General features: G+C 57.0%; 15 protein-coding genes and 2 pseudogenes (1 of these 17 cut by a window edge). 9 read left to right on the top strand and 8 right to left on the bottom strand.

Features of this window, described 5'->3' with window-relative positions; genetic code table 11:
• Positions 1-2,365: 2,365 nt before the first annotated feature.
• Genes ACNHKD_RS04400 through ACNHKD_RS04410 form a run of 3 tightly spaced genes read right to left on the bottom strand, consistent with a single transcriptional unit; the run spans position 2,366 to position 5,988 of the window.
• On the bottom strand, positions 2,366-4,330 hold the full coding sequence (locus ACNHKD_RS04400; protein WP_442755900.1) for a DUF3732 domain-containing protein: 1,965 nt from the start codon (positions 4,328-4,330) through the stop codon (positions 2,366-2,368).
• Positions 4,330-4,824 carry a three component ABC system middle component gene (locus ACNHKD_RS04405; RefSeq protein ID WP_442755901.1) on the bottom strand — a complete coding sequence of 165 codons (495 nt, stop codon included), beginning with the start codon at positions 4,822-4,824 and terminating at the stop codon, positions 4,330-4,332. The genes ACNHKD_RS04400 and ACNHKD_RS04405 overlap by 1 nt, the downstream gene beginning before the upstream one ends.
• Positions 4,825-5,988, bottom strand: a complete 1,164-nt coding sequence (locus ACNHKD_RS04410; protein ID WP_442755902.1) for an ABC-three component system protein — start codon at positions 5,986-5,988, stop codon at positions 4,825-4,827.
• 204 nt (positions 5,989-6,192) lie between these two features.
• On the opposite strand from ACNHKD_RS04410, the gene ACNHKD_RS04415 reads away from it, so the two are divergent.
• A protein-coding gene (locus ACNHKD_RS04415) for an IS3 family transposase (protein WP_442753301.1) occupies positions 6,193-7,379 on the top strand; the annotation gives its coding sequence in 2 pieces (ribosomal slippage) (positions 6,193-6,445 and positions 6,445-7,379; 1,188 coding nt in all).
• A 739-nt stretch (positions 7,380-8,118) separates the two neighbouring features.
• Here ACNHKD_RS04415 and ACNHKD_RS04420 read toward each other — a convergent pair.
• Positions 8,119-9,240: a hypothetical protein gene (locus tag ACNHKD_RS04420; protein WP_442755903.1), complete on the bottom strand. Its 1,122-nt coding sequence runs from the start codon at positions 9,238-9,240 to the stop codon at positions 8,119-8,121.
• Between the two features lie 458 nt (positions 9,241-9,698).
• Here ACNHKD_RS04420 and ACNHKD_RS04425 point away from each other — a divergent pair.
• The 4 genes and pseudogenes from ACNHKD_RS04425 to ACNHKD_RS04440 all read left to right on the top strand — a co-directional run.
• A pseudogene (locus ACNHKD_RS04425) lies at positions 9,699-9,815 on the top strand (IS5/IS1182 family transposase); the annotation flags it as partial.
• 7 nt (positions 9,816-9,822) lie between these two features.
• Positions 9,823-10,142, top strand: a pseudogene (locus ACNHKD_RS04430) (helix-turn-helix domain-containing protein); the annotation flags it as partial.
• A gap of 89 nt (positions 10,143-10,231) precedes the next feature.
• A complete protein-coding gene (locus ACNHKD_RS04435) occupies positions 10,232-11,812 on the top strand; it encodes a S8 family peptidase (protein ID WP_442755904.1) in 1,581 nt (526 codons plus the stop codon).
• 67 nt (positions 11,813-11,879) lie between these two features.
• On the top strand, positions 11,880-12,839 hold the full coding sequence (locus ACNHKD_RS04440; protein WP_442755905.1) for a peptidoglycan-binding protein: 960 nt from the start codon (positions 11,880-11,882) through the stop codon (positions 12,837-12,839).
• Between the two features lie 179 nt (positions 12,840-13,018).
• On the opposite strand, the gene ACNHKD_RS04445 is transcribed toward ACNHKD_RS04440, so the two are convergent.
• From ACNHKD_RS04445 to ACNHKD_RS04455, 3 genes are all read right to left on the bottom strand, one after another.
• Complete coding sequence (locus ACNHKD_RS04445; protein WP_442755906.1) at positions 13,019-13,309, bottom strand: hypothetical protein; 291 nt, start codon at positions 13,307-13,309, stop codon at positions 13,019-13,021.
• Between the two features lie 244 nt (positions 13,310-13,553).
• Entirely contained in the window at positions 13,554-14,165 is a 612-nt protein-coding gene (locus ACNHKD_RS04450; protein WP_442755907.1) for a hypothetical protein, read from the bottom strand.
• Between the two features lie 317 nt (positions 14,166-14,482).
• Positions 14,483-14,869, bottom strand: a complete 387-nt coding sequence (locus ACNHKD_RS04455; RefSeq protein ID WP_442755908.1) for a helix-turn-helix domain-containing protein — start codon at positions 14,867-14,869, stop codon at positions 14,483-14,485.
• An 815-nt stretch (positions 14,870-15,684) separates the two neighbouring features.
• Here ACNHKD_RS04455 and ACNHKD_RS04460 point away from each other — a divergent pair.
• The 4 genes from ACNHKD_RS04460 to ACNHKD_RS04475 all read left to right on the top strand — a co-directional run bounded on the left by ACNHKD_RS04460 (position 15,685) and on the right by ACNHKD_RS04475 (position 18,002).
• A complete protein-coding gene (locus ACNHKD_RS04460; protein WP_442755909.1) occupies positions 15,685-15,876 on the top strand; it encodes a hypothetical protein in 192 nt (63 codons plus the stop codon).
• A 146-nt stretch (positions 15,877-16,022) separates the two neighbouring features.
• A complete protein-coding gene (locus ACNHKD_RS04465; protein WP_442755910.1) occupies positions 16,023-16,814 on the top strand; it encodes a YdcF family protein in 792 nt (263 codons plus the stop codon).
• Between the two features lie 660 nt (positions 16,815-17,474).
• On the top strand, positions 17,475-17,705 hold the full coding sequence (locus ACNHKD_RS04470; protein WP_442755911.1) for a hypothetical protein: 231 nt from the start codon (positions 17,475-17,477) through the stop codon (positions 17,703-17,705).
• Positions 17,706-17,804: 99 nt separating this feature from the next.
• Positions 17,805-18,002, top strand: a complete 198-nt coding sequence (locus ACNHKD_RS04475; protein WP_442755912.1) for a hypothetical protein — start codon at positions 17,805-17,807, stop codon at positions 18,000-18,002.
• A gap of 36 nt (positions 18,003-18,038) precedes the next feature.
• On the opposite strand, the gene ACNHKD_RS04480 is transcribed toward ACNHKD_RS04475, so the two are convergent.
• Positions 18,039-18,102, bottom strand: the final stretch of a protein-coding gene (locus tag ACNHKD_RS04480; protein WP_442755913.1) for a leucine-rich repeat-containing protein kinase family protein. The gene runs 1,238 nt beyond the window's last position; only the last 64 of its 1,302 coding nucleotides appear in the window; the start codon falls outside the window, past its right edge; the stop codon is at positions 18,039-18,041.

Below are 18,102 nucleotides of genomic sequence, written 5' to 3' on the forward strand. Positions count from 1 at the left end.
GATCCCCTTTGCCGGCCAAGAGGCTCATTCGCTTCATACTTACGCGAAGCCGTTCCTCGGCGCCGAGATCATGGGCTGCGATCAGAGAGTCCATTTGGTCGAGCCAGGACGCGGCGCGGTCAGAACCAGCTTTGATATCGGCGAAGGCTAGGGCGTCGAGCGCTTTGACGCGCTGGTCGGGGGGAACACCGTCATCCTGGGCGCCGCGCTCGAGGAACCGCTCAACCTCGGGCCAGACGCCCATCTCATGGAAGAGCTCATTGGTCGCCATCTCGACCAGGACATCGAGGTGGCCAACCTCCCCGGTTAGCCGGAGAAACAGCGACAACTTCGCCGGATGCCAGTCCTCTATGAGACTTTTCTCTACGACTGTCCTCAACGCCTCCTGGCCTGCCTTCAAGCTGTCGCCGCCATTGCAAAGCAGTCGTCCCTTACTAACGGCGCGTGCGGCATCGTGGAGCCTGAGCCTGTCATTAGCAAAGACCTGCAGCAGACCCTGATCCACGAGGTGGCGCAGGGCGTGATTGAAGACAGCCCGATCGGGACCTCCGGCTGCCTCAACAAACGAGCGAATTTCCTCGCGCGTCAGGGGAGCATCGCAGAGGCTGAGCAGTTCCGCGACGTCTGCTACTGCCTTCGGCAACCGGTCAAAGACGCGTCCAAGGATGAGGTCCTGGGCAACCTCTCTCGTGTGTGCGGATTGCGACAAATCCGCACATAGCCGCTTCAGCGAACCATCATAGTCTGATTTTGCCAAGGAGATCGCATTGAGGGCGAAGAGAGGAAGCCCGCCGGTGAGGTCGATCAATCGCTGGCAATCGGCAGCATCACCCTGGCAACCTTCGTCGCGCGCGGCCGCCGCCACGGTATCGGAGCCCCAACCTAGGAGGGCCTCGCGCTTGACACCCGCAACCGCCTCAAGGGCGGAAACTTCGCCTTCGGGACGGCCCAAAAGCACAAAGCGTATGTCTCTGCCAGACTGGATCACCCCCATCAAATCGTCGGCGGCCAATTGCTGCACATTGTCGAGGGCGACGGTGACGACTTCACCCTGCTCTCCCATGCGTCGCGATAGGAGTTGGAGGATCTCTCGACCGGAGGCACCAGGCAGGAATATTTCGCCGAGGTGGTGACCCGTTTTGAACACGCGAGCAGCGATTTCTCTGGCAACAGCGTTGGCGAGGGCAGCACCGGGTGTGTCGGCGACGTCGAGGTAGACCAGAGTGCCCGCAGCGTGTTGCGCAGATTGGGCCAGCCACGACGTCTTGCCGGCGCCCGAATAGCCGACAATTAGCCTCACCCTCTCACCCGTCGACAGGTCGGGTTCGCTCTCCTGAACCCGGTAGGGAGACGGAGGCAGCGGCAGGTCCTGCAATTGCACGACGAGCTGCTCGAAAAGGCTGGGAAGCTCCCCAGCCTTGAATGTGTGGTCGAGGTTTTTGTCTTCTCCGGTGGCCGCCAGAGACACAAGGCCAGCGAGCTTCCAAACGAGCGTTTGCGGGGCGAGCGTTGCAAACGGCAAACCCTTCGCCAGGTCGCAGACAGCTTCAGCCGCTTCGAGGAGTGTTGCTTGTGGCGCCGGCAAGATGCGTCCGACGGAACTAGCCGCCGGCCAATCGACGCGAACATCGGCGGGCCAGTCGGCCGAGCCGAGCTTGGCGGCGAGGGGACCGTTCGGGGCAGCATTGCTGATGATGAGGAATGCAGCCTGTCCGGTGCGGTCGCCGCGCTCATGAGCGGCGCGCAATCCTCCGAAGCGTGCCACGGCTTCCTCGACATCATTCCAGGCTAGCGGCTCTTTCCGATGCTTCACTTGGATGTAGATGCGCCGCCGATCGAATTGCACCTCGACGTCTTCGTCGCTTTCGACGTCGACACTCCGCACCGACAACGCCGCCGCCGAGAGCAGACACTGAACGGCGTAGAGATGTTGAAAGAGGAATCCGCGATGCACAGCTTCGATCCGAACGAGTTGCGCCGGATCCAGTAGATTGACTGTGCGTTGCGCTGCTTGGGTCAAATAATTCCTCCGCTCGTGGCGCGAATCCGACTGCCGCTATTGGCGCTTTGCGGACCCAACAAGCCTCGATCAGCGCACAAGTTGCAGCTAGTGCCAGGAAGTTGTCCCGCACCAAAATCAATCGGCATTCGGTATCCTGCAGGCCTCCCGGTGATCGATAGGTAACTCTCCGTAACTATCGGCGTGGTTTTCTTGAGGTGACCCGTTATTGCAGGTGACCCGTTATTGCATTCACGATGTTTTCTTCGAGCCCATGCCGACGCCCTTGCGTCTTAAATCGATGACGCCAGGAATTTGCTGTCTTTTTGGTCGCATCTAACACTCTCAGCAATCAATCTTGTAAGACTAGCCGCGTGGGAGCAGCCAGTAGGGCGGCACGAGCGCATCATTGCCGCGCCACTCTTCGGTCAAAGCAACGCCCGGGATTTCTCCCCATACGTCCGGACCCGCGTGGTCGAGGATGATGACCTGGAGATTGCCTTTGGCAGCCACCACTTCATCGCCAATTGCTTGGAAGACCGATCGGACGGCGGAGATGTCCTGATCGCGCGTTCGCCCGGGCTGCGGTTCCTGCGCCGCCTCGAAGCCACGGGGGAAATAAACTTGGCTAGGTTGGTCATAGACCAGGAAGCCTGGCACACAATGGTTCGGCAATTCGATAAAAAAGCGTTGCAACGCCAGGGTGACAGCGATGTGATAGGCAAGCCAGTTTGCGCCGCTGCCAATTTCCCACAAGTAGTCTTGGCGTTCAACGTGGACCACCTTGATGGTTAGATCGTTGATCAGGATCTTGATTGGCGCGCGTGGCCACTCTGCATCGAGCTTGGGAATGATGGTCGCCGCGTTTTGCTCGATCTGTCGGAGGGCGTTTTCTGTCCGCCGAGCGACCTGGCCTTCGGAATAAATCAGTCGTTGCTCTTCGATGAGGCCATTGAGGCGTTCGATCTCGGCCGACTGGTCGGCGCCGTCGTCGGCTTGATCGAGGGATAGTATCGCTTGTTCGAGGCGGCCGAGGAAGCGCTCTATGCGATCTTGGCGGAATGTCGCTTCTCGAACCTGTTCCGACTTTTGCTCCAAAAGGACGATCTCTTGCCGTGCTGCGGCGAGCCTCTTGGTGGCTTCGTCAACCTCGACGCGCAAGCGTAGGCGCTCTTTGTCGAAGGCGTCCGAAAGGCTGGGCTGGGTCCGTAACTGGATCTCGATGCCGGCCATCGCCTGCGCGAGTGCCTCAATCTTCTGCTGCCCCTTCTCCAACTCGGTGAGCGGGTCTTCCATTACGGACGCCCGGTTCCGCAGCCAACCGGCGACGTTTAGTCGGTCACGCTGAATGCGAATCGCGTCTCCGTATCGCTCGCTGCTTTCGACCAGTTTTTGCATCTCGTTGAGCCGTAGGCGCCACTCGCTCAGCGTCGATGCGGCCTGTGATTCCAACCCGCGTAATTCCTTGAGGCGCTGTAGGGTTGGCTCAATGGAATCTACCGTCGCAAATGCCTGCCGGGTATCGACCTCTACCGCCTGCCTTAATAAGTCAATGACTCGATTTGTGTCGCCCTCAGGGATAGGCGTCTCGATCGGCAAGAGGCCGAACTCAATAGCCTGCCGCAGCCATGCGGTGGTCTGTGACTGCCACGCGTGGACCGCGGTCCGCATGGCCGTGAGAGCCGACTCAGTTCGCCGCAAGACGCGTTGAAGGCGCTCGATCTCCCAGCGTGCCGCCAACATGTCGGCCGTTAAGGCCCCGATTACATAGGGAAAAATCGCCTTCAATTTCTCGCGGTGTTCGGACGAGTCCGCGTTAAAATACAGCGCTAGCGGATTGGCGACGATGTACTGAGGCTGAAAATTGAAGGCGACAAGGTCGCGAAAACTGACCCGGTTGTGAAAGCTCGAATCGCTCTCGGGGATCAAGCGGAGCTGGGATAAGCCCGCCAACTGATCGAGGCGACGCTTTACATCGTCCGTAGTGACATTCTTGACGGGCTCTTCGGTCGGAACTTCGATCTCATTGCCTTCCAGCCAGAACATATCGCTGGTCTGGCGCTGGTCCCCGGGCTCGCGACGGGCCAGCAGCATCTGACCTGACATCGTCTCGATTATAAGCCCGAACCAGGAGCACGCCTCACGAATGGTTCCGACTGGAATGCTGCATTTCCCTGAGGCCAAGCAGTAGTCGATGATCGGGATCACTGCGGACTTGCCAGTCTTTGAAGCACCGCTGATGACGTTGGCCATTCCGGGCGTGAACTTGACAACCCGTGGGGGATATCCGGCCTTAGACCAAAGGATGAGCTTCAAAATCTGGAAGTGCATTACGGCTCCACCTGAAGCAGCTTGAAAACCTGGCTCTGAGGCAGACGCGAGAACCATCGACCTAGCCGCTCGGCTCCCGCCAGATGGACTTTGATTCCCTGTGCCGGGGTGGGGGGCTTGAGTTCGTTTGCCCGCACGTCCGCTGTTTCGTAATTGACGTTGAGCAACTGGCTGGTGACGCCGATGGCGATCGACTCTAAAGTCAGGCCACGAAGCGCGAGGGCGCGGTCGTGGATTGCATACAGACGCTCGCGGTTCTCGGCGACTTTCGAAACAAACTTGGCGAGGCCTGAACTCGGGTTCGTCGACCTCACCATCTCTACTGTTTCGGCGTGCAGGATAATAGGTAGGACTAGGAAGAAACTATTCAGCCGCGGTAGGGCGTCGATCTTCTCCGCTTGGAAGCCCCGGCCGAATTGCCAAAGCACTAACGCCCCAAATGCGGGGTTCTGCACGAGGCCGACAGGGGAGAAGTCTTGCTTTGACCCGAGCATCTACGTCTTGGGAAAGAGGGTTTTGTGGTCGGGATGCCAACCCAAGCGCGTGTCATCAGCGAGATCGTTGAACTCCCCCGGGATGAAGTACAACGGTAACGTGCGCCCCTCGAGCGGCATCTGCAGGGCGGCACAGCGACGGTAGATGGCGCGCCCGCGAACCGACGGACTCTCAGCGGAGAGGGTATCTGCTATCTCGTCGGCGACCAATGTGTGGTGCCGCTCCAGGCTGGTATCTAGCTCGTCGATGCTTTGCTCCACGATCGAGCCGGCGGCTGCCCAGTTAATCTTATCCGCTGTCGTACGTAGCCAATCGCTCACCGCCGTGACCAACATTTGCTGGGAGGCCTCAATTGCCGCCAATTGCCGGACAAACAGCGGCGCGCCATCGATGATGTGGGCGATCTGATCGGTCGAAGGTGCGCCGGTCGTGGGCTCCAGCAGGCCAGCGAGGTTGTGCTTCATGACGAAGGCGCGGAACCGGTTGCGGAAATTGGCTGGCGAGAGGATTGGCGGGCACTTTTCTCGGATTAACTCGTCCGCAGCCGCCTTGGCAATTCCGATTGCCGCCTTGACGAAATCATCCAGCATGCTGGGCGGGAGCAAGGCCTGAAGTTTGCCACGGATAGCATCCAGGGGGTCCACCACAACGACCAACTCGAACGAGGCGATAATCCCGCGGCAGATCTCGTCGCCGGCCGCAAGGAAGCGTGCAATATGAGGATAGGCAGTCGACTCGGGCTTACCCTTAATCTTCGCGCTCGCGATCTCCTTTAGGACGTCTTCAACCGCCGCCTTATTCTGCGCGCTGTGCATCCGCCCGACAAGGGCGCCTCCAGCCGATGGGGTTACATAATAGCGAAAACGGGTCGACTGAATACCGACCGCTCCGGCGACGCAAAGGTCCGCCCAATTGGCCATCGCCTTCCAGAGTTCGACGGAGCGGTCCGAGGCAGGGTTTCCCGACAACGCACTTTTGGTTTGCTCCAGCATGTGCGTGCCATCGGCATAGTGGACCGCAATGTCGTCGAGATGTTCCATTGAAACATCGGCGTCATTTGGCGCGTCGAGTAGATGAAAGCAGAGACGCACTGGCTGCAGCGCATAGCCAAGGTATTGACCCGGCACCGAGGTCTTGGGCTTTTCAATCTGCGCGACCGCCATCCGTATCCCAGTTCACCTCGGGTAAAGATCCACGATTTATCAAAATATACATCAGCGCTAGCGAAGCTTCAGGGAATATCGGACTGGCTCCGGCTTATTCCACTATCAGAGAAAAACATACGAGCAGGCATTATCGCCAATGACCTGCCCCTGAGAAATTCCCCCAGAAGCGATTAGAGTCCGGGCTATTGCAGGACGGACGAGATGAAGAAGAAACGGTTCACGGAAGAGCAGATTATCGGGATTTTGCGGGAACAGGAGGCCGGCGCGAAAGCGGCTGATCTGGCGCGAAAATACGCGGTTTCGGAAACGACCCTCTACAATTGGAAGGCCAAGTTCGGGGGCATGGACGTCTCCGAGGCGAAGCGGCTGAAGGGGCTCGAGGAAGAGAACGCGCGCTTGAAGAAGCTCTTGGCGGATCAGATGCTTGAGTCGGCGGCGCTTCGGGAGCTTCTGTCAAAAAAATGGTAGGGCCCGCCGCCAAGCGCGAAGCCGTCGCGCACCTTCGGGCCGTCATGAGCCTGTCGGAGCGTCGGGCCTGTAACATCGTCGCCGTCGACCGTAAGACGGTCCGCTATGTTTCGAAGCGGCCGGCCGACACGGCGTTGCGCGCCAGACTGCGGGACCTCGCCAATGAGCGCCGGCGCTTCGGCTATCGGCGGCTGTTCGTTCTGCTGCGGCAGGAGGGTGAGCGGGCCGGCAAGAACCGCATCTACCGCCTCTATCGCGAGGAGGGGCTGACGGTGAGAAAGCGCCGAGCCCGCCGCCGCGCGGTCGGAGCTCGGGCGCCCATTCCGGTCGAGGCGCGGCCGAATGCGCGCTGGTCGCTCGACTTCGTGCATGACCAGTTCGCCTGTGGCCGGCGCTTCCGCATCCTCAATATCGTCGACGACGTGACGCGCGAATGCCTGGCGGCGATCCCGGACACCTCCATCTCCGGCCAGCGCGTGGCGCGGGAGCTTTCGGCGCTCATCAAGCGACGCGGCATACCCGGCATGATCATCTCCGACAACGGGACGGAGTTTACCTCGAACGCGGTTCTGTCGTGGACGAGCGAGAACAGGATCGAGTGGCGTTACATCGCGCCGGGGAAGCCGATGCAGAACGGATTCTGCGAGAGCTTCAACGGGCGCATGCGGGACGAACTCCTGAACGAGACGTTGTTCTTCGGGCTCGACCACGCGCGGGCGAAGATCGGCGCATGGACCCACGACTACAATCATCGTCGCCCGCATTCCGCTCTCGGCTACGCGACGCCAGCGGCCTTCGCGGCCAATCTCACCGCAACAGGCGACCGGCTGCGCAACCCTGACCAGCTCCGCCGATCGCCTGTTGCTACATTCGCGCCCTCGGGCGTATCAACCGCCAGGACTCAACTCGCCGCTGGATGAAAGCTTAGGGGCAGGTCACACGCGGCCAAGTCTACGAGGGCCGGCAATTCCGTTCCCGATCATTCGATCGAAGGCCTCGACGCTGCCGAGTTCGACCCGGGGGCCGTTGAACAACGGCAAGTAGCAGCGCCCGCAAACAGGCAGTTGTCCGGTGACCAGCCGCGACTCCAAGGCCTTGTTGAGGCCTCCGCAACTCGGACAGACGATGACAAGGCTTCTTTCCAAGGCTTCGCCCCCCGTGATCCCAGACCGGCGCTGCTGGCGCTGAAGCGGGTCGGATCTCTGACCTTCATCTAATCATCAAAGACTCAGATCATGTGCGACACTTCGATGTTGTGCTGTTTTAGATAAACCTCTAATTCACTTTGTATTTTGTTGTTTACTGTCGAACAATCGAATAACCAGCCGGGGTCTTTACACTGAATATGTAATTCTCCATTCTTTCTATCAAACGCCCAAACTATTGTGCACCCGTATTGTGTCGTCTCACCAGAATTCCCCCGACAATCCGTAATTACTGGCAGCTTTTTTGATTTCCTCCCAAGCTTCTGCAGTTATATTATTGTAACTCAACAGCGGGCAGGCCATATATTGTCTCCATTTATCGAGGCAATGGATGGGCGCAGGAGGCCATGCATTAAAGCAGCAGCTCTAGCCCATGATGGTGGCTTCAAGGTCGGTGTAGAACTCCATCCGAAACACTATCGTTACAGCCACGGACATCGGAGGATCATGACACCTAGTTTAGGGGACATGTTCCTTGAGGGTTCATGCATTGCAAATACCTTCTTTCTTGATATACTTTATCCGCTTTTTGTTTAAAGGCCACTGAATCTGCGGCGTCGCTTGTTGCATTAACAATGGAATTAGTAGCGTTAGCCAAATCTTGCGTGCCGCCTTTTAAAAGTTGCGACGCAGCCAATCCACGAGCTTGACTGGTAAAACTCGCGTTAGCTACGCTTCCATCCGCATTAAATGTCAAAGTCCAATTAAGTTTTTCAAAAAGCTTGGCGTCATTTGGCGTATTCTGTGCAATTCCGAACTGCCCGAATGCTACAACAGTAGGCGCAGCCAAAAGCTTTAGCTTTCCATCCTTGATCAACTGCTTTGCGGCGTCTGGCTTAGATAAGTCTGGGCGACTGGGGTACCAAACTTCGACTGGAATATGAGCTGGATCTCTATAGTCATTGGAGATTTTATTTTTAGGGAAGTCCATTACCGTTTGATGCCAATCCTCAGCCCAGTGCGAGGGATCTGCAGTCTGTCCCAACGTCTGCCCGTGCTTAAAATCGAGATAAACACTTATGCTAAGAACATCGGCAATTGCTGGGTCACAATTATTAAACCAGCTGCAAATGCGCTTAACACCACCACTCCCCGGAGCTATTCTTGCAACTAACCCATCATTTGCGATCTTCCCGTCGCCTTGGGCAATAAAAGAAGTTGTGGCGTCATTTTCACCATCAAGCGTCAGCGCACTGATCCCCGGATCAATAGTGGTCTTAATGGTGGCGCTAAGTTTGTCTTGCAAACCCTGTAGCGCCGCTTGTTCGGTCTGTATTTTCTGAGTTAATGGTTTTTGCCTAGCATCGTCAGTCGTCATACTTGCAAGAAGAGCTTGGTCGGATGCGATTGCCCCCGGCAACGATCTTAGATTTTCAACATCAGTAACTATATCCGCCTTGCAGGAAACTGCAGCAGCAGAAGCACCTGGGGTTTTTACAATGCCCGCTATCGATCCAACGATATTTGCTAAACCAGAAATCACATTTCCAACGATTGCCCCTGTCTCATTTGCAGGACTTGCACCAAGCGTCGTTAATATATGGCTTCCGTTAGTATTCACTGACCGATGCATCATTCCAATTGCTGATGCGCCTATTGAGGTCTATCTGGCGATAATGCACTCGAAGATCTGGCACATATGTAGCAATTAGAATGGGCGTTATTTTGAAGGTCTTACCGCCCTTTAGATCCTCTGCATCACAACTGTTGAGCGTGTATTGAATGCTCGTGTCTAACATGGTTTTTGGCACAAACCAAGTCAGCCTCCATGTATTATCTTGCGCGGCAGATGGAGAAATCCAAGCAAAAAAGCAGATTCCTGCGGAAAGTCTCAAGCGCATTTCGATCACCCTCAGCAAACATAGAAAACTACTATATAATCATTGCTAATCCTAGCTTTCGATCATTTGTTTTGTCAATAGCGCGTGACCTGCCCCTGAACTTTCATCTGGTCGCGATTACAGCCCCGGTGTTTGTGAGCTCGCCCCCGACGTTGGACGGGGTTGGTCTGGACATTTCGGCTCATTCGCTGCCCTGCTGGCAGAGGTTGCGGGGCGGCGAATGAAGCGGCTTCTGAGCAACGACCATTTTTCGGTGGGCAGAACGCTGATCGAAGCCTGGGCGTCGATGAGGAAGCTCACACCGAATCAGCGCCTAGGCGGAATTCGAGCGACCCCTGATCAGAGAACGCACCCGCGCAGGGCTCAGAGCCGCGAAGCGAATGGGACGCACTGGCGGTCGTCCTCCGAAATTGCCTGATAACGACCTCGGACGCTACTCGCCAATCCCGACATCACTGTCGCTAAGGTTGCCGAGCGCCTCGGCGTGTCACCCGCAACGTTCTACCGCTACTTGCCCGCTGCGCGGACTGCGAATAACATTTTTGAACGAGCCTCAGCCAACAGGTGCGATGCTACATCACTTCTCAGTTGCGTACCGTTAAAACTACCATATGGGAGCCGAATTGCTCTCCAATAGGAGCCAATCCGCGTAGGCCTGGCAAAGATAGCGTCTCAGAGCTCGCACAGCTGTTGCAAGAATCGGTATGATTTATTGGAGGGGTCGCCATGAAAATTCGATGCCGGTGTATAGCTTTGTTTGCGTTGAATCTTTCTTTTACTTCTGCTTATGCCCAGCCGGTAACTCATGAACAGGCGGAGCAGTCAAATAATCAAAATGTTACACTTCCAAAGTCAGTTTTGGCTACTCCGAATCAGAGTTTGGTTGACGCAATACGCGCTCTTCCAACGAATCCGAATACTCCTAACTTAAGTGAGATGAAGTCGATCGAGGTACCTTCAACTAACATGTCGCCAACGGCCTCAGTTGAAGAAGCGACCAAAGTTCCTTTCGTTGCTCCCAATTCGATGATTCTTCGATTCAAGTCCTCCGCGACACCACGCCAAGTTGCGGCCTATCTCAAGCGTAATTCAATGAAGGTGCTGCAAACGTTCCCCACGTCGGGGGCGGTACAAGTTTCTGCCGATTTAAAACGATTTTTTATACCGAAGCCGACCGATGTCAGTCCAAACCACACGCTGGTGCGTGGATCACTGGATGCCATCTCTGCTTATAAAATCGATCCGCTCATATTATCAGCGACACCTGATATGGCGATGACCGTTCAATCTTTGTCGCCAGAGGCGAGAGCGAGGGAGGTAAGTGTTCCCAAGGGAGTGCCGGTACCGACCCATGTTGCTGCCGCTTGGGGCGCGGGCGATATTCAAGCAAACGATCTATGGAAACTTGACGGCAGCAATGATGGTGCCGTCGTTGGGGTTATTGATCTTGGTTTTTCCCGGCATAACGCGCTGGCATACGTTGGGTACGACTCGTCCATACAGCCCAATGACCACGGCAATCATGTCGCCGGTATCGCGTGTGCAAAGCCCGAAGCCAGTGAGATGCGCGGCGTCGTCCCAAATTGCTTTGTCAGGCCACATGCCCCGAAATATGTCGACATTGCGCCCGACGCGTCGGATGCTTTCAAATACATGAACTTATTTTCTCAAATAATGGGTTCAATGGAGCAATTTGTAAATTCATCCAATGACGCAAAAGTATTTAATGTCAGTCTTGCTTATAATTGGGCTAGTAATTTCGAAAACGATCCCTCTTCTATACTTTCTAAAGACTGGCGCCGTCTAGTAGAGATGCAGGCAAGCTATTTTACGCCTTTTTACGAAGCTGCTAAGCTGCGTGATATAACCATTTTTTCTGCTGCGGGGAACGATAGTGATGGGCTTGCTAAGCCTGTTCCTGCACAATACGCTAGTCCTATGAATTTTGCGGCTCTTGCGAGTTGGAATAACGGGATCCACTCCGCCATCATTGTCGAAGCGCACGACAAAAATGGTAAGCGCGCGAAGTTTTCGAATACCGGTGGCATGATGTCCTGCCCGGGTGTCGAAATTTTAAGCACAGTTGCTTTTGACGAATCGAATAAGCCGGTGAGGAATGCTTACGGTATCATGGATGGCACATCGCAAGCCGCACCATTTTGCGCCGCTGGCTTCGCATTGTTCCGACTGGTAAGACCTAAACTTACATCCACCGCTGCGCTAGACTGCGTCTTGAATTCAACGGAAAAATCAAGCTCGGGTACGCCGATGATGAAGTTATCTCAGGCGATAAAGAATTGCCCCTGACCTTCTTCGCGGCCGCGACGACTAAAGCACTGCGGCGTAGGAATGGCCTCGATCGGAGAGAAAAGTCATGCTGTTTTACAAGAAATTATCCCTTGCAATGTGCCTATTGACCTCTACGACCGCCTTTGGTCAGAGTGATCAGGGCGCGCTGTCGCCTGAAGCCTCCTTCACTGGGAAAGGAGTTACCAAAGATGTTATTTTGAAATTCTCGCCTAAGACACTAAGCGCCGTGGCTGAAGAAATTAGCAGCCAGTGGAACAAGGCCTACCTGGCGGGTATTAATTCCGATTTACGCGCGCAGCACTTTTTCGCGCAACTCGCGACTGAAACTGGCGGCATGCGGCTTCTCGAGGAGAATTTGGATTATTCGCCGCAACGCCTCATGGTAGTATGGCCAAAACGATTCAACGCCGCCAATGTAGGACTTTATGCTCATAACCCCGAAGCATTGGCCATTTATGTCTACGGCGGCCGCCTCGGCAACAAACCTCGAACGAAGGACGGCTGGAACTATCGCGGAAGCGGATTGGTCCAGCTCACGGGCCGCTTCAACTTTAGAAAACGCGGGCAAGAACTTAAACTTGGTGATTATCTCGAACGCAATCCTGATGAAGTGCGCAGGGCAGCCTTAGCGTTTTCCACCGCTTACCAATTCTGGGCAGGGATGAGCTTAAACAAATACGCCGATAAGGACGATGTGGCAGGTGTTAGAAAAAAAATTAATGGAGGCACCAACGGATTACCGGAGGCGAGATTGTGGCTTGCAAAGGCCAAACGCGTGTTCCGGACGCCGTCGCCTGGAGCCAGCGATGACGCAATCAACGCTATGGAATCCGCCGCACTATATGCCAAGTTGAAAGAGCTTGGGTACGTCAGCCCGTCGCCGGCCGCAAGCGTCGACGAAAAATCCCAGACTGAAAGCGGACTGAAGCAATTTCAGCAGGATAACGGATTAAAACCGACGGGTATTTTAGACGACGACACACTCTACCTGATCACCGACCCACAGTTAATGCCTAAGCCCTGACTTTCGCCGCCGCGCAAGCCTTAAAAAATCGCGAGTGCTCCGGTCTTGCCGATAGTGTGGAGCGCACTGAGTAGTGCCATACGTCAATCGCGCGGCGGTTGAGTCGCGTCACAGGCAGGACGTCGCCCCTTACCCTAGCGGAGCGCGGAGCGCTCCGCTAGGCCACGGCGTCGAATCGGCTACTCCACGGAACAAAATTGGGCATCTTTGCGAATAAGATGCGAGCGCTTTAATTTCTTCTCTACAAACGCACAAATGTCGATCGCCTTGTCTTGCGCTTGCCCAGACCACTTACTTGTCACTTTCGACTTCGACAGCTTCGATATCCCTTCAGAGGCTTTATCTAAAAGGAGCCCTGTTCGCCCTAGTTCCATGCCGATTTCTTCGTTGTTGCCAGCATAACATACTATAGGCATGAACATAAAATGGAGCGCGATGTATTTACCAATGAGTCGATTTTTCTTGAACATGATAGCATCTCCCCTGCTGCTGATCGCAGAAGTTAGGTTTTTTCTCGACAATTTCTGCTCATCTGTTTCTTGACTGACAAGGGCATTATTCCATGTGGATGGATTTCCGCAAGCACCTTGCCCGCGCTTAGCCCTTCCATTGAGTACATTACAGAGTGACCTTCCCGTTTGTCTATCGATTGGAGCTCTTCGTTCGAGGCGCGCAAGTCCTGCGTCACCTGCTCATATCCCCCGCGCCAGGCGCTCAGCCGCTCCTGGGCGGCGCTGAGTTCCTGGCGCAAGCGTTTGGCTTCCGCTTGGCTGACATGCTCCTCCTCTGGCCCCTTTGCAGCCCGAGGGGCTTTGCCGAGGTCAGGAAAAACACCAAGGCCTGCCCAGCCACGGTCTCATCGCCGGCGTGCGCCGGCATGACGTGCAAAGCGACCAGATGCGGAACGGCGTTGAACGCGACAGGCATGGGCACGCTCAGCGACGACTCGCCCGTCTCCATTGCCCGTTGCAGGGCAAGCTTCAGGTCGACTCTCAGCTCCGCGCGCACTTTTGTCGACAAGTCGGCGCTGAAAGGCCCCTCCATTGGCCGAAAGAAACGACCGGCGTTGGGCGAGAGATGCAGAATCTTAAACGAGCTATCCACGAGCACGCTCGGCGGCGCGTTATTTTCGAGCGCCGCCGCATGCGCCTGCCCGACCGTAGCTCCTGGTTCGCTCTGAACCGGCTGTACCTGACGATGCTCAACGTGATGGAAGTCGGATGTGAGCTGCGGCAGAAGGGGCGCAACCCTTTCCGAGGCGCTGAGCGCGACATAGATGCGAGCGTCTCGATACACTGGCGCAAACAAGGCCTGCGAGGCGTCCATCGTCTCGGCGGAAGCTAGGAAAGCTTATGCAAGATGAAATAGGCCGCCGCGCCTGCCAATGCGACATACAAGAGAACAAGTCCTACTCCGGTCATGGCCGCCTCCCTTGTTGCTTTGGTCAAAGGTAGAGTTCTGGAACGAGCGTGCTAGCCGTTGATTTTCGGCGTGAATGGCCGCATGACGCGCTGGACCTCGACGCCGCGCGCTCTGAACCAGCGCAGCGCGCGGACGAGAAAGCCCGTCGTCGATTGTTTTCTCTCGTCGGGCAGGACTTCGACATAGGCGAGGCGCGTGGCGTCGTCGATCGCGATTCTCTCTCACGTGATGCGATGGCCGACCCCTTCGAAGCGGGCGACCTTCTTGATGTCGAGATGCAGCAACTCGCCGGGCCGATCGCGCTGGTAGCGTCGCACCGGCGCCTTGGGCTCCAGCGCGGCAAGCCGCCCGAGCCCCAAGCGCGTCAGCCAGCCGGCGACGGTCGAACGGGCCAGGGACAGCTTTTCGGCGATCTCCTCGCCCGTCAGGCGATACTCGCGCCGCAGCCGCTCGATCGAGACCAGCCAGGGCTCGCCGGTGCGGTTGGCGACCTCGCTTGGCCGCGAGGAGCGGTTCTCGAGCCCGGCCGGCCCTTCCTTCTCGAACCGCGCCAGCCATTTGCGGGCGGTCCTTTCACTGATCGCAAAGCCCGCGGCGACGACCGCCAACGACTGGCCTTCTTTTATCCGCCGAACCATTTCCGCTCGATCCAAGCGGCGTCATTCGCGCATTCTTATGAGGGTTGTTCACGCAGCTTGAATTTGACACACGCCGGTGGTACACACTCTAAAAGAGGCATCCGCAGCTAACCGATTTTGCTTGCGTTTATGACGCGGGCGGCCAATCCTCTCCTGGGCACCACCCATCCGGGGATAGTGGCGCCAATTCACGGCGCTGCATGGCGCGGCCCCTAGCGCTTCAATGTGCGGATGGTTCAGGCCGGCCGACGCGTAGGCGGGGCCGGGCTTCCTTTGGCGGCGGCGAGAGATGCTTTGACCACACGGTCGAAAGGCGAAGCCGGGAGTTGCGCCCTATCAGCGCCAGGACGATGACGAGTTCTCCTATTTCGTCGGCGACGATCATGTCGCCGAGGCCGACAATCACGAGCCCCTTGCAGATTTCCGAGCAGGCAAAAGCGGCTTGGGACCTCGCCTGATGGGCGAGCGCCCCGATTGCCGCTGTGATTGTTTTCCGAGCGGAGGCCATCGAGCGCCACTCCAACGAACCGACGCCTTAGCCCCGCCGCTTAAAGCGCCCAATTGGCCTCGATATCCGAAAATCGGACCGTCATTATGGCGGCTCGCGCAGCCTGCCCTTCCGTTGGCCTTCTGAGGAAACGCGGCCGCCGGCGTCGCCGCCAAACGCATGCGGCGGACTGATCACCTTCAGATCCCACGGCATGCATATTGCTGACGCGCGAGCAGGGGAGCGCGGACAGCTATGCGCTCCCGACAAAACCGCCAAAAGCGACAGGGAGGACGACATGTCGGAGGAGAAGGTCACGGTGGAGCAACTTCCGAACGGAAAATGGGCCTGTTTTCTTCATATCGCGGAACACGACGGACCTATTGACTTGGGGAAGCAATTTAAGAGCGACGAAGCGGCGGAAAACTGGCTCAACGTTTCGGAATCCGTCACGGCGATCGAAATGATGGCTCGCAAATACAGGAAATAGCCATCCGAGGCCGACGAGGCGCTTTTCCAGCTGCTTTGTCAGAGAGCGTCCTCTCCGCCGATTAGGAAACAGTCCTGAAAAATTTTTGACAGCTTATCGGCCTAGTTTGCGTCGCGGTCTGATCTGAGGGCGAGCGAGTCAGCGGCGTGTTCTATTGGATAGCGAAAACTTTTTGGGTCCTTGCCTCGCCTCCAAACTTGATCGGGCTCGGCTTGGCCATCGGCGCCGCCGGACTTTTCTCGCGGTTTGCCCGGCTGACGCGACGGCTGGCCCTCATTCTTGCGATTGCATATTTGGCTGCCGGGTTTGGGCCAGTCGGCGCGGCGCTCCTTCGTCCTCTCGAAGACCGCTTTCCTCGCCCGCCGGACGACATGCCTTCCCCCGAAGGGATAATTGTTCTGGGCGGCGCCATGGACGATGACGTGACCGCAGCCCGGGAAGCCGTCACGCTCAACGAATCAGGAACGCGCCTCATGATCGCCGTGGCGCTGGCGCGTCGTTTCCCCGACGCGAAGCTGGTCTACTCGGGCGGGTCGAGCCGGTTGGACGGACGGTTCGGAACGGAAGCAGATGCGGCGCGCGCGCTGTTTGAGGGATTAGGGGTCGCTTCCGACCGGATGATCTTTGAAAACCAATCCCGCGACACGTTCGAAAACGCTGCCTTCACATATAAACGCGTTCGGCCCCGGCCCGATTCCCGCTGGCTTCTCGTGACGTCTGCGTTTCATTTGCCCCGCTCCGTGGCGATTTTTCAAAAGGTCGGTTTTCCGATCATCCCTTATCCAGCCGGTTATCTTACGCTCGGCGACAGGCGGGATTTCTGGCAGTTTCAAACAGATGCGAGCCATGGTCTGATGATGACGTCGATCGGACTCCATGAATGGATCGGTTTGATCGCATACCGGCTCGCCGGTCGAAGCAATACGATCCTTCCATAGTCGAGCGCCGGCCCCGCACACGCTGAAAGTTTCGCATGGCCCGCCAAGCCATCGCGAAAGTCCAGACGATGCCGCCAATCGTCCGATGCCGGTCAAGCTTTCAGGCTGAGCCGGCCGCGAGAGCGCGCGGCGAGCCGACCTCCGAATTGGAACGACTTATTCCGCAGGGCGTTCAGCTGGAATCCCGGTGCGCAACGGATCGGGACGGAAGAGCAGCCTGAGAAGCCGGACCAAGTCATGTTTTGTAAACCCCTGATCCTGACAGCCGCGCTTCTCATAGTCTTCCCAGGCCCTGCCGGCGCCCGCTTTGAAAGTGCGGGTCCGGATTATCTGCGCTTGAATTATCTGCGCAGGGCGTGCCATGCGGGCGATGGTCAGTCTTGCCTAACTTTGATGCGCTCGCGAGCATGGCTCTGCGCCAACGGGGGCGACGGCTTCTGCGGCCAGTTGCGCGCTCACAGGCAAATTCCAAGAAAAACACTCAATACGGAGCAAAGGCGCGCTCGCAATAATTCATGACTCTCCGGCGTGCGCCCGGATGAGGGCGGCGCAGCCCTTATGTCCACGGTCTGAAGGATGCGCCGCGCCCGCCGGCTTGCGATTCAGGAACCGCGGGAATATCCTGACTGGAATAGGCGCGGCCAAGCTGCAGAGGCGAACATGCAAATCTCGCTCGAGGAAGCGATCGAGATACATGCGAAGGCGCTGAGGAAACGCCATCGTGATCAAGCGCCCGTCATTGCCCGCAGGCATGCCGAGATGTTGAAATATGCCAAGGATTTCGAAGGTTGCGAAGTATGGCTCCGTGTCGCGGGCGTAGCTTCCGGCCTTGCTGACGAAGACCTGGCCGAACAGTTCGAGGAAAGCCGCCGCTCGCCGCCACGGACATAAACTCGTCATTTGAAAAGAGGAGCATGGCTTCTGAATAGAGGAGCATGGCCTCGCGCCTGCGTTTCAAAAATCCCGTTTATAGCTCAGGGCGCCCCTCAAATGCTTGATTTGGCATTCACTGTATTTCTTGATTTTCTGGCCAAGCTGCGTGGCAAACATTCTGAGAGCGAGGAAACTCCCTGCGAGGATTTCGTCCCCTATCAGCCGACCGGCAAGGTCGAAATGGACAAGCGCAGCAATTCCGCGGGAGCCACGCCTGTCGCTGACGAAAGCGCGAACCGGCGCGACACGCCTTAAGAGGTCGCCGCGCCAGACGGGACGCCGGCCGCCGCCTCAAAGCGCGTCGAGCGCCTCCGCCATCAACGGGCGCAGATGGGCGTTCGGCTGGATGCAGGCT

Source organism: Methylocystis sp. JAN1 (assembly GCF_052186135.1).
Lineage (GTDB): Bacteria > Pseudomonadota > Alphaproteobacteria > Rhizobiales > Beijerinckiaceae > Methylocystis.

Bases quoted from the DNA above. Each gene is read 5' to 3' on its own strand.
- ACNHKD_RS04460 (WP_442755909.1), top strand. From the start codon at position 15,685: ATGTCGGAGGAGAAGGTCACGGTGGAGCAACTTCCGAACGGAAAATGG.
- ACNHKD_RS04435 (WP_442755904.1), top strand. From the start codon at position 10,232: ATGAAAATTCGATGCCGGTGTATAGCTTTGTTTGCGTTGAATCTTTCT.
- ACNHKD_RS04410 (WP_442755902.1), bottom strand. From the start codon at position 5,988: ATGGCGGTCGCGCAGATTGAAAAGCCCAAGACCTCGGTGCCGGGTCAA.
- ACNHKD_RS04450 (WP_442755907.1), bottom strand. From the start codon at position 14,165: ATGGACGCCTCGCAGGCCTTGTTTGCGCCAGTGTATCGAGACGCTCGC.
- ACNHKD_RS04475 (WP_442755912.1), top strand. From the start codon at position 17,805: ATGCTTGATTTGGCATTCACTGTATTTCTTGATTTTCTGGCCAAGCTG.
- ACNHKD_RS04440 (WP_442755905.1), top strand. From the start codon at position 11,880: ATGCTGTTTTACAAGAAATTATCCCTTGCAATGTGCCTATTGACCTCT.
- ACNHKD_RS04470 (WP_442755911.1), top strand. From the start codon at position 17,475: ATGCAAATCTCGCTCGAGGAAGCGATCGAGATACATGCGAAGGCGCTG.
- ACNHKD_RS04420 (WP_442755903.1), bottom strand. From the start codon at position 9,240: ATGATGCATCGGTCAGTGAATACTAACGGAAGCCATATATTAACGACG.
- ACNHKD_RS04405 (WP_442755901.1), bottom strand. From the start codon at position 4,824: ATGCTCGGGTCAAAGCAAGACTTCTCCCCTGTCGGCCTCGTGCAGAAC.
- ACNHKD_RS04400 (WP_442755900.1), bottom strand. From the start codon at position 4,330: ATGCACTTCCAGATTTTGAAGCTCATCCTTTGGTCTAAGGCCGGATAT.
- ACNHKD_RS04445 (WP_442755906.1), bottom strand. From the start codon at position 13,309: ATGTTCAAGAAAAATCGACTCATTGGTAAATACATCGCGCTCCATTTT.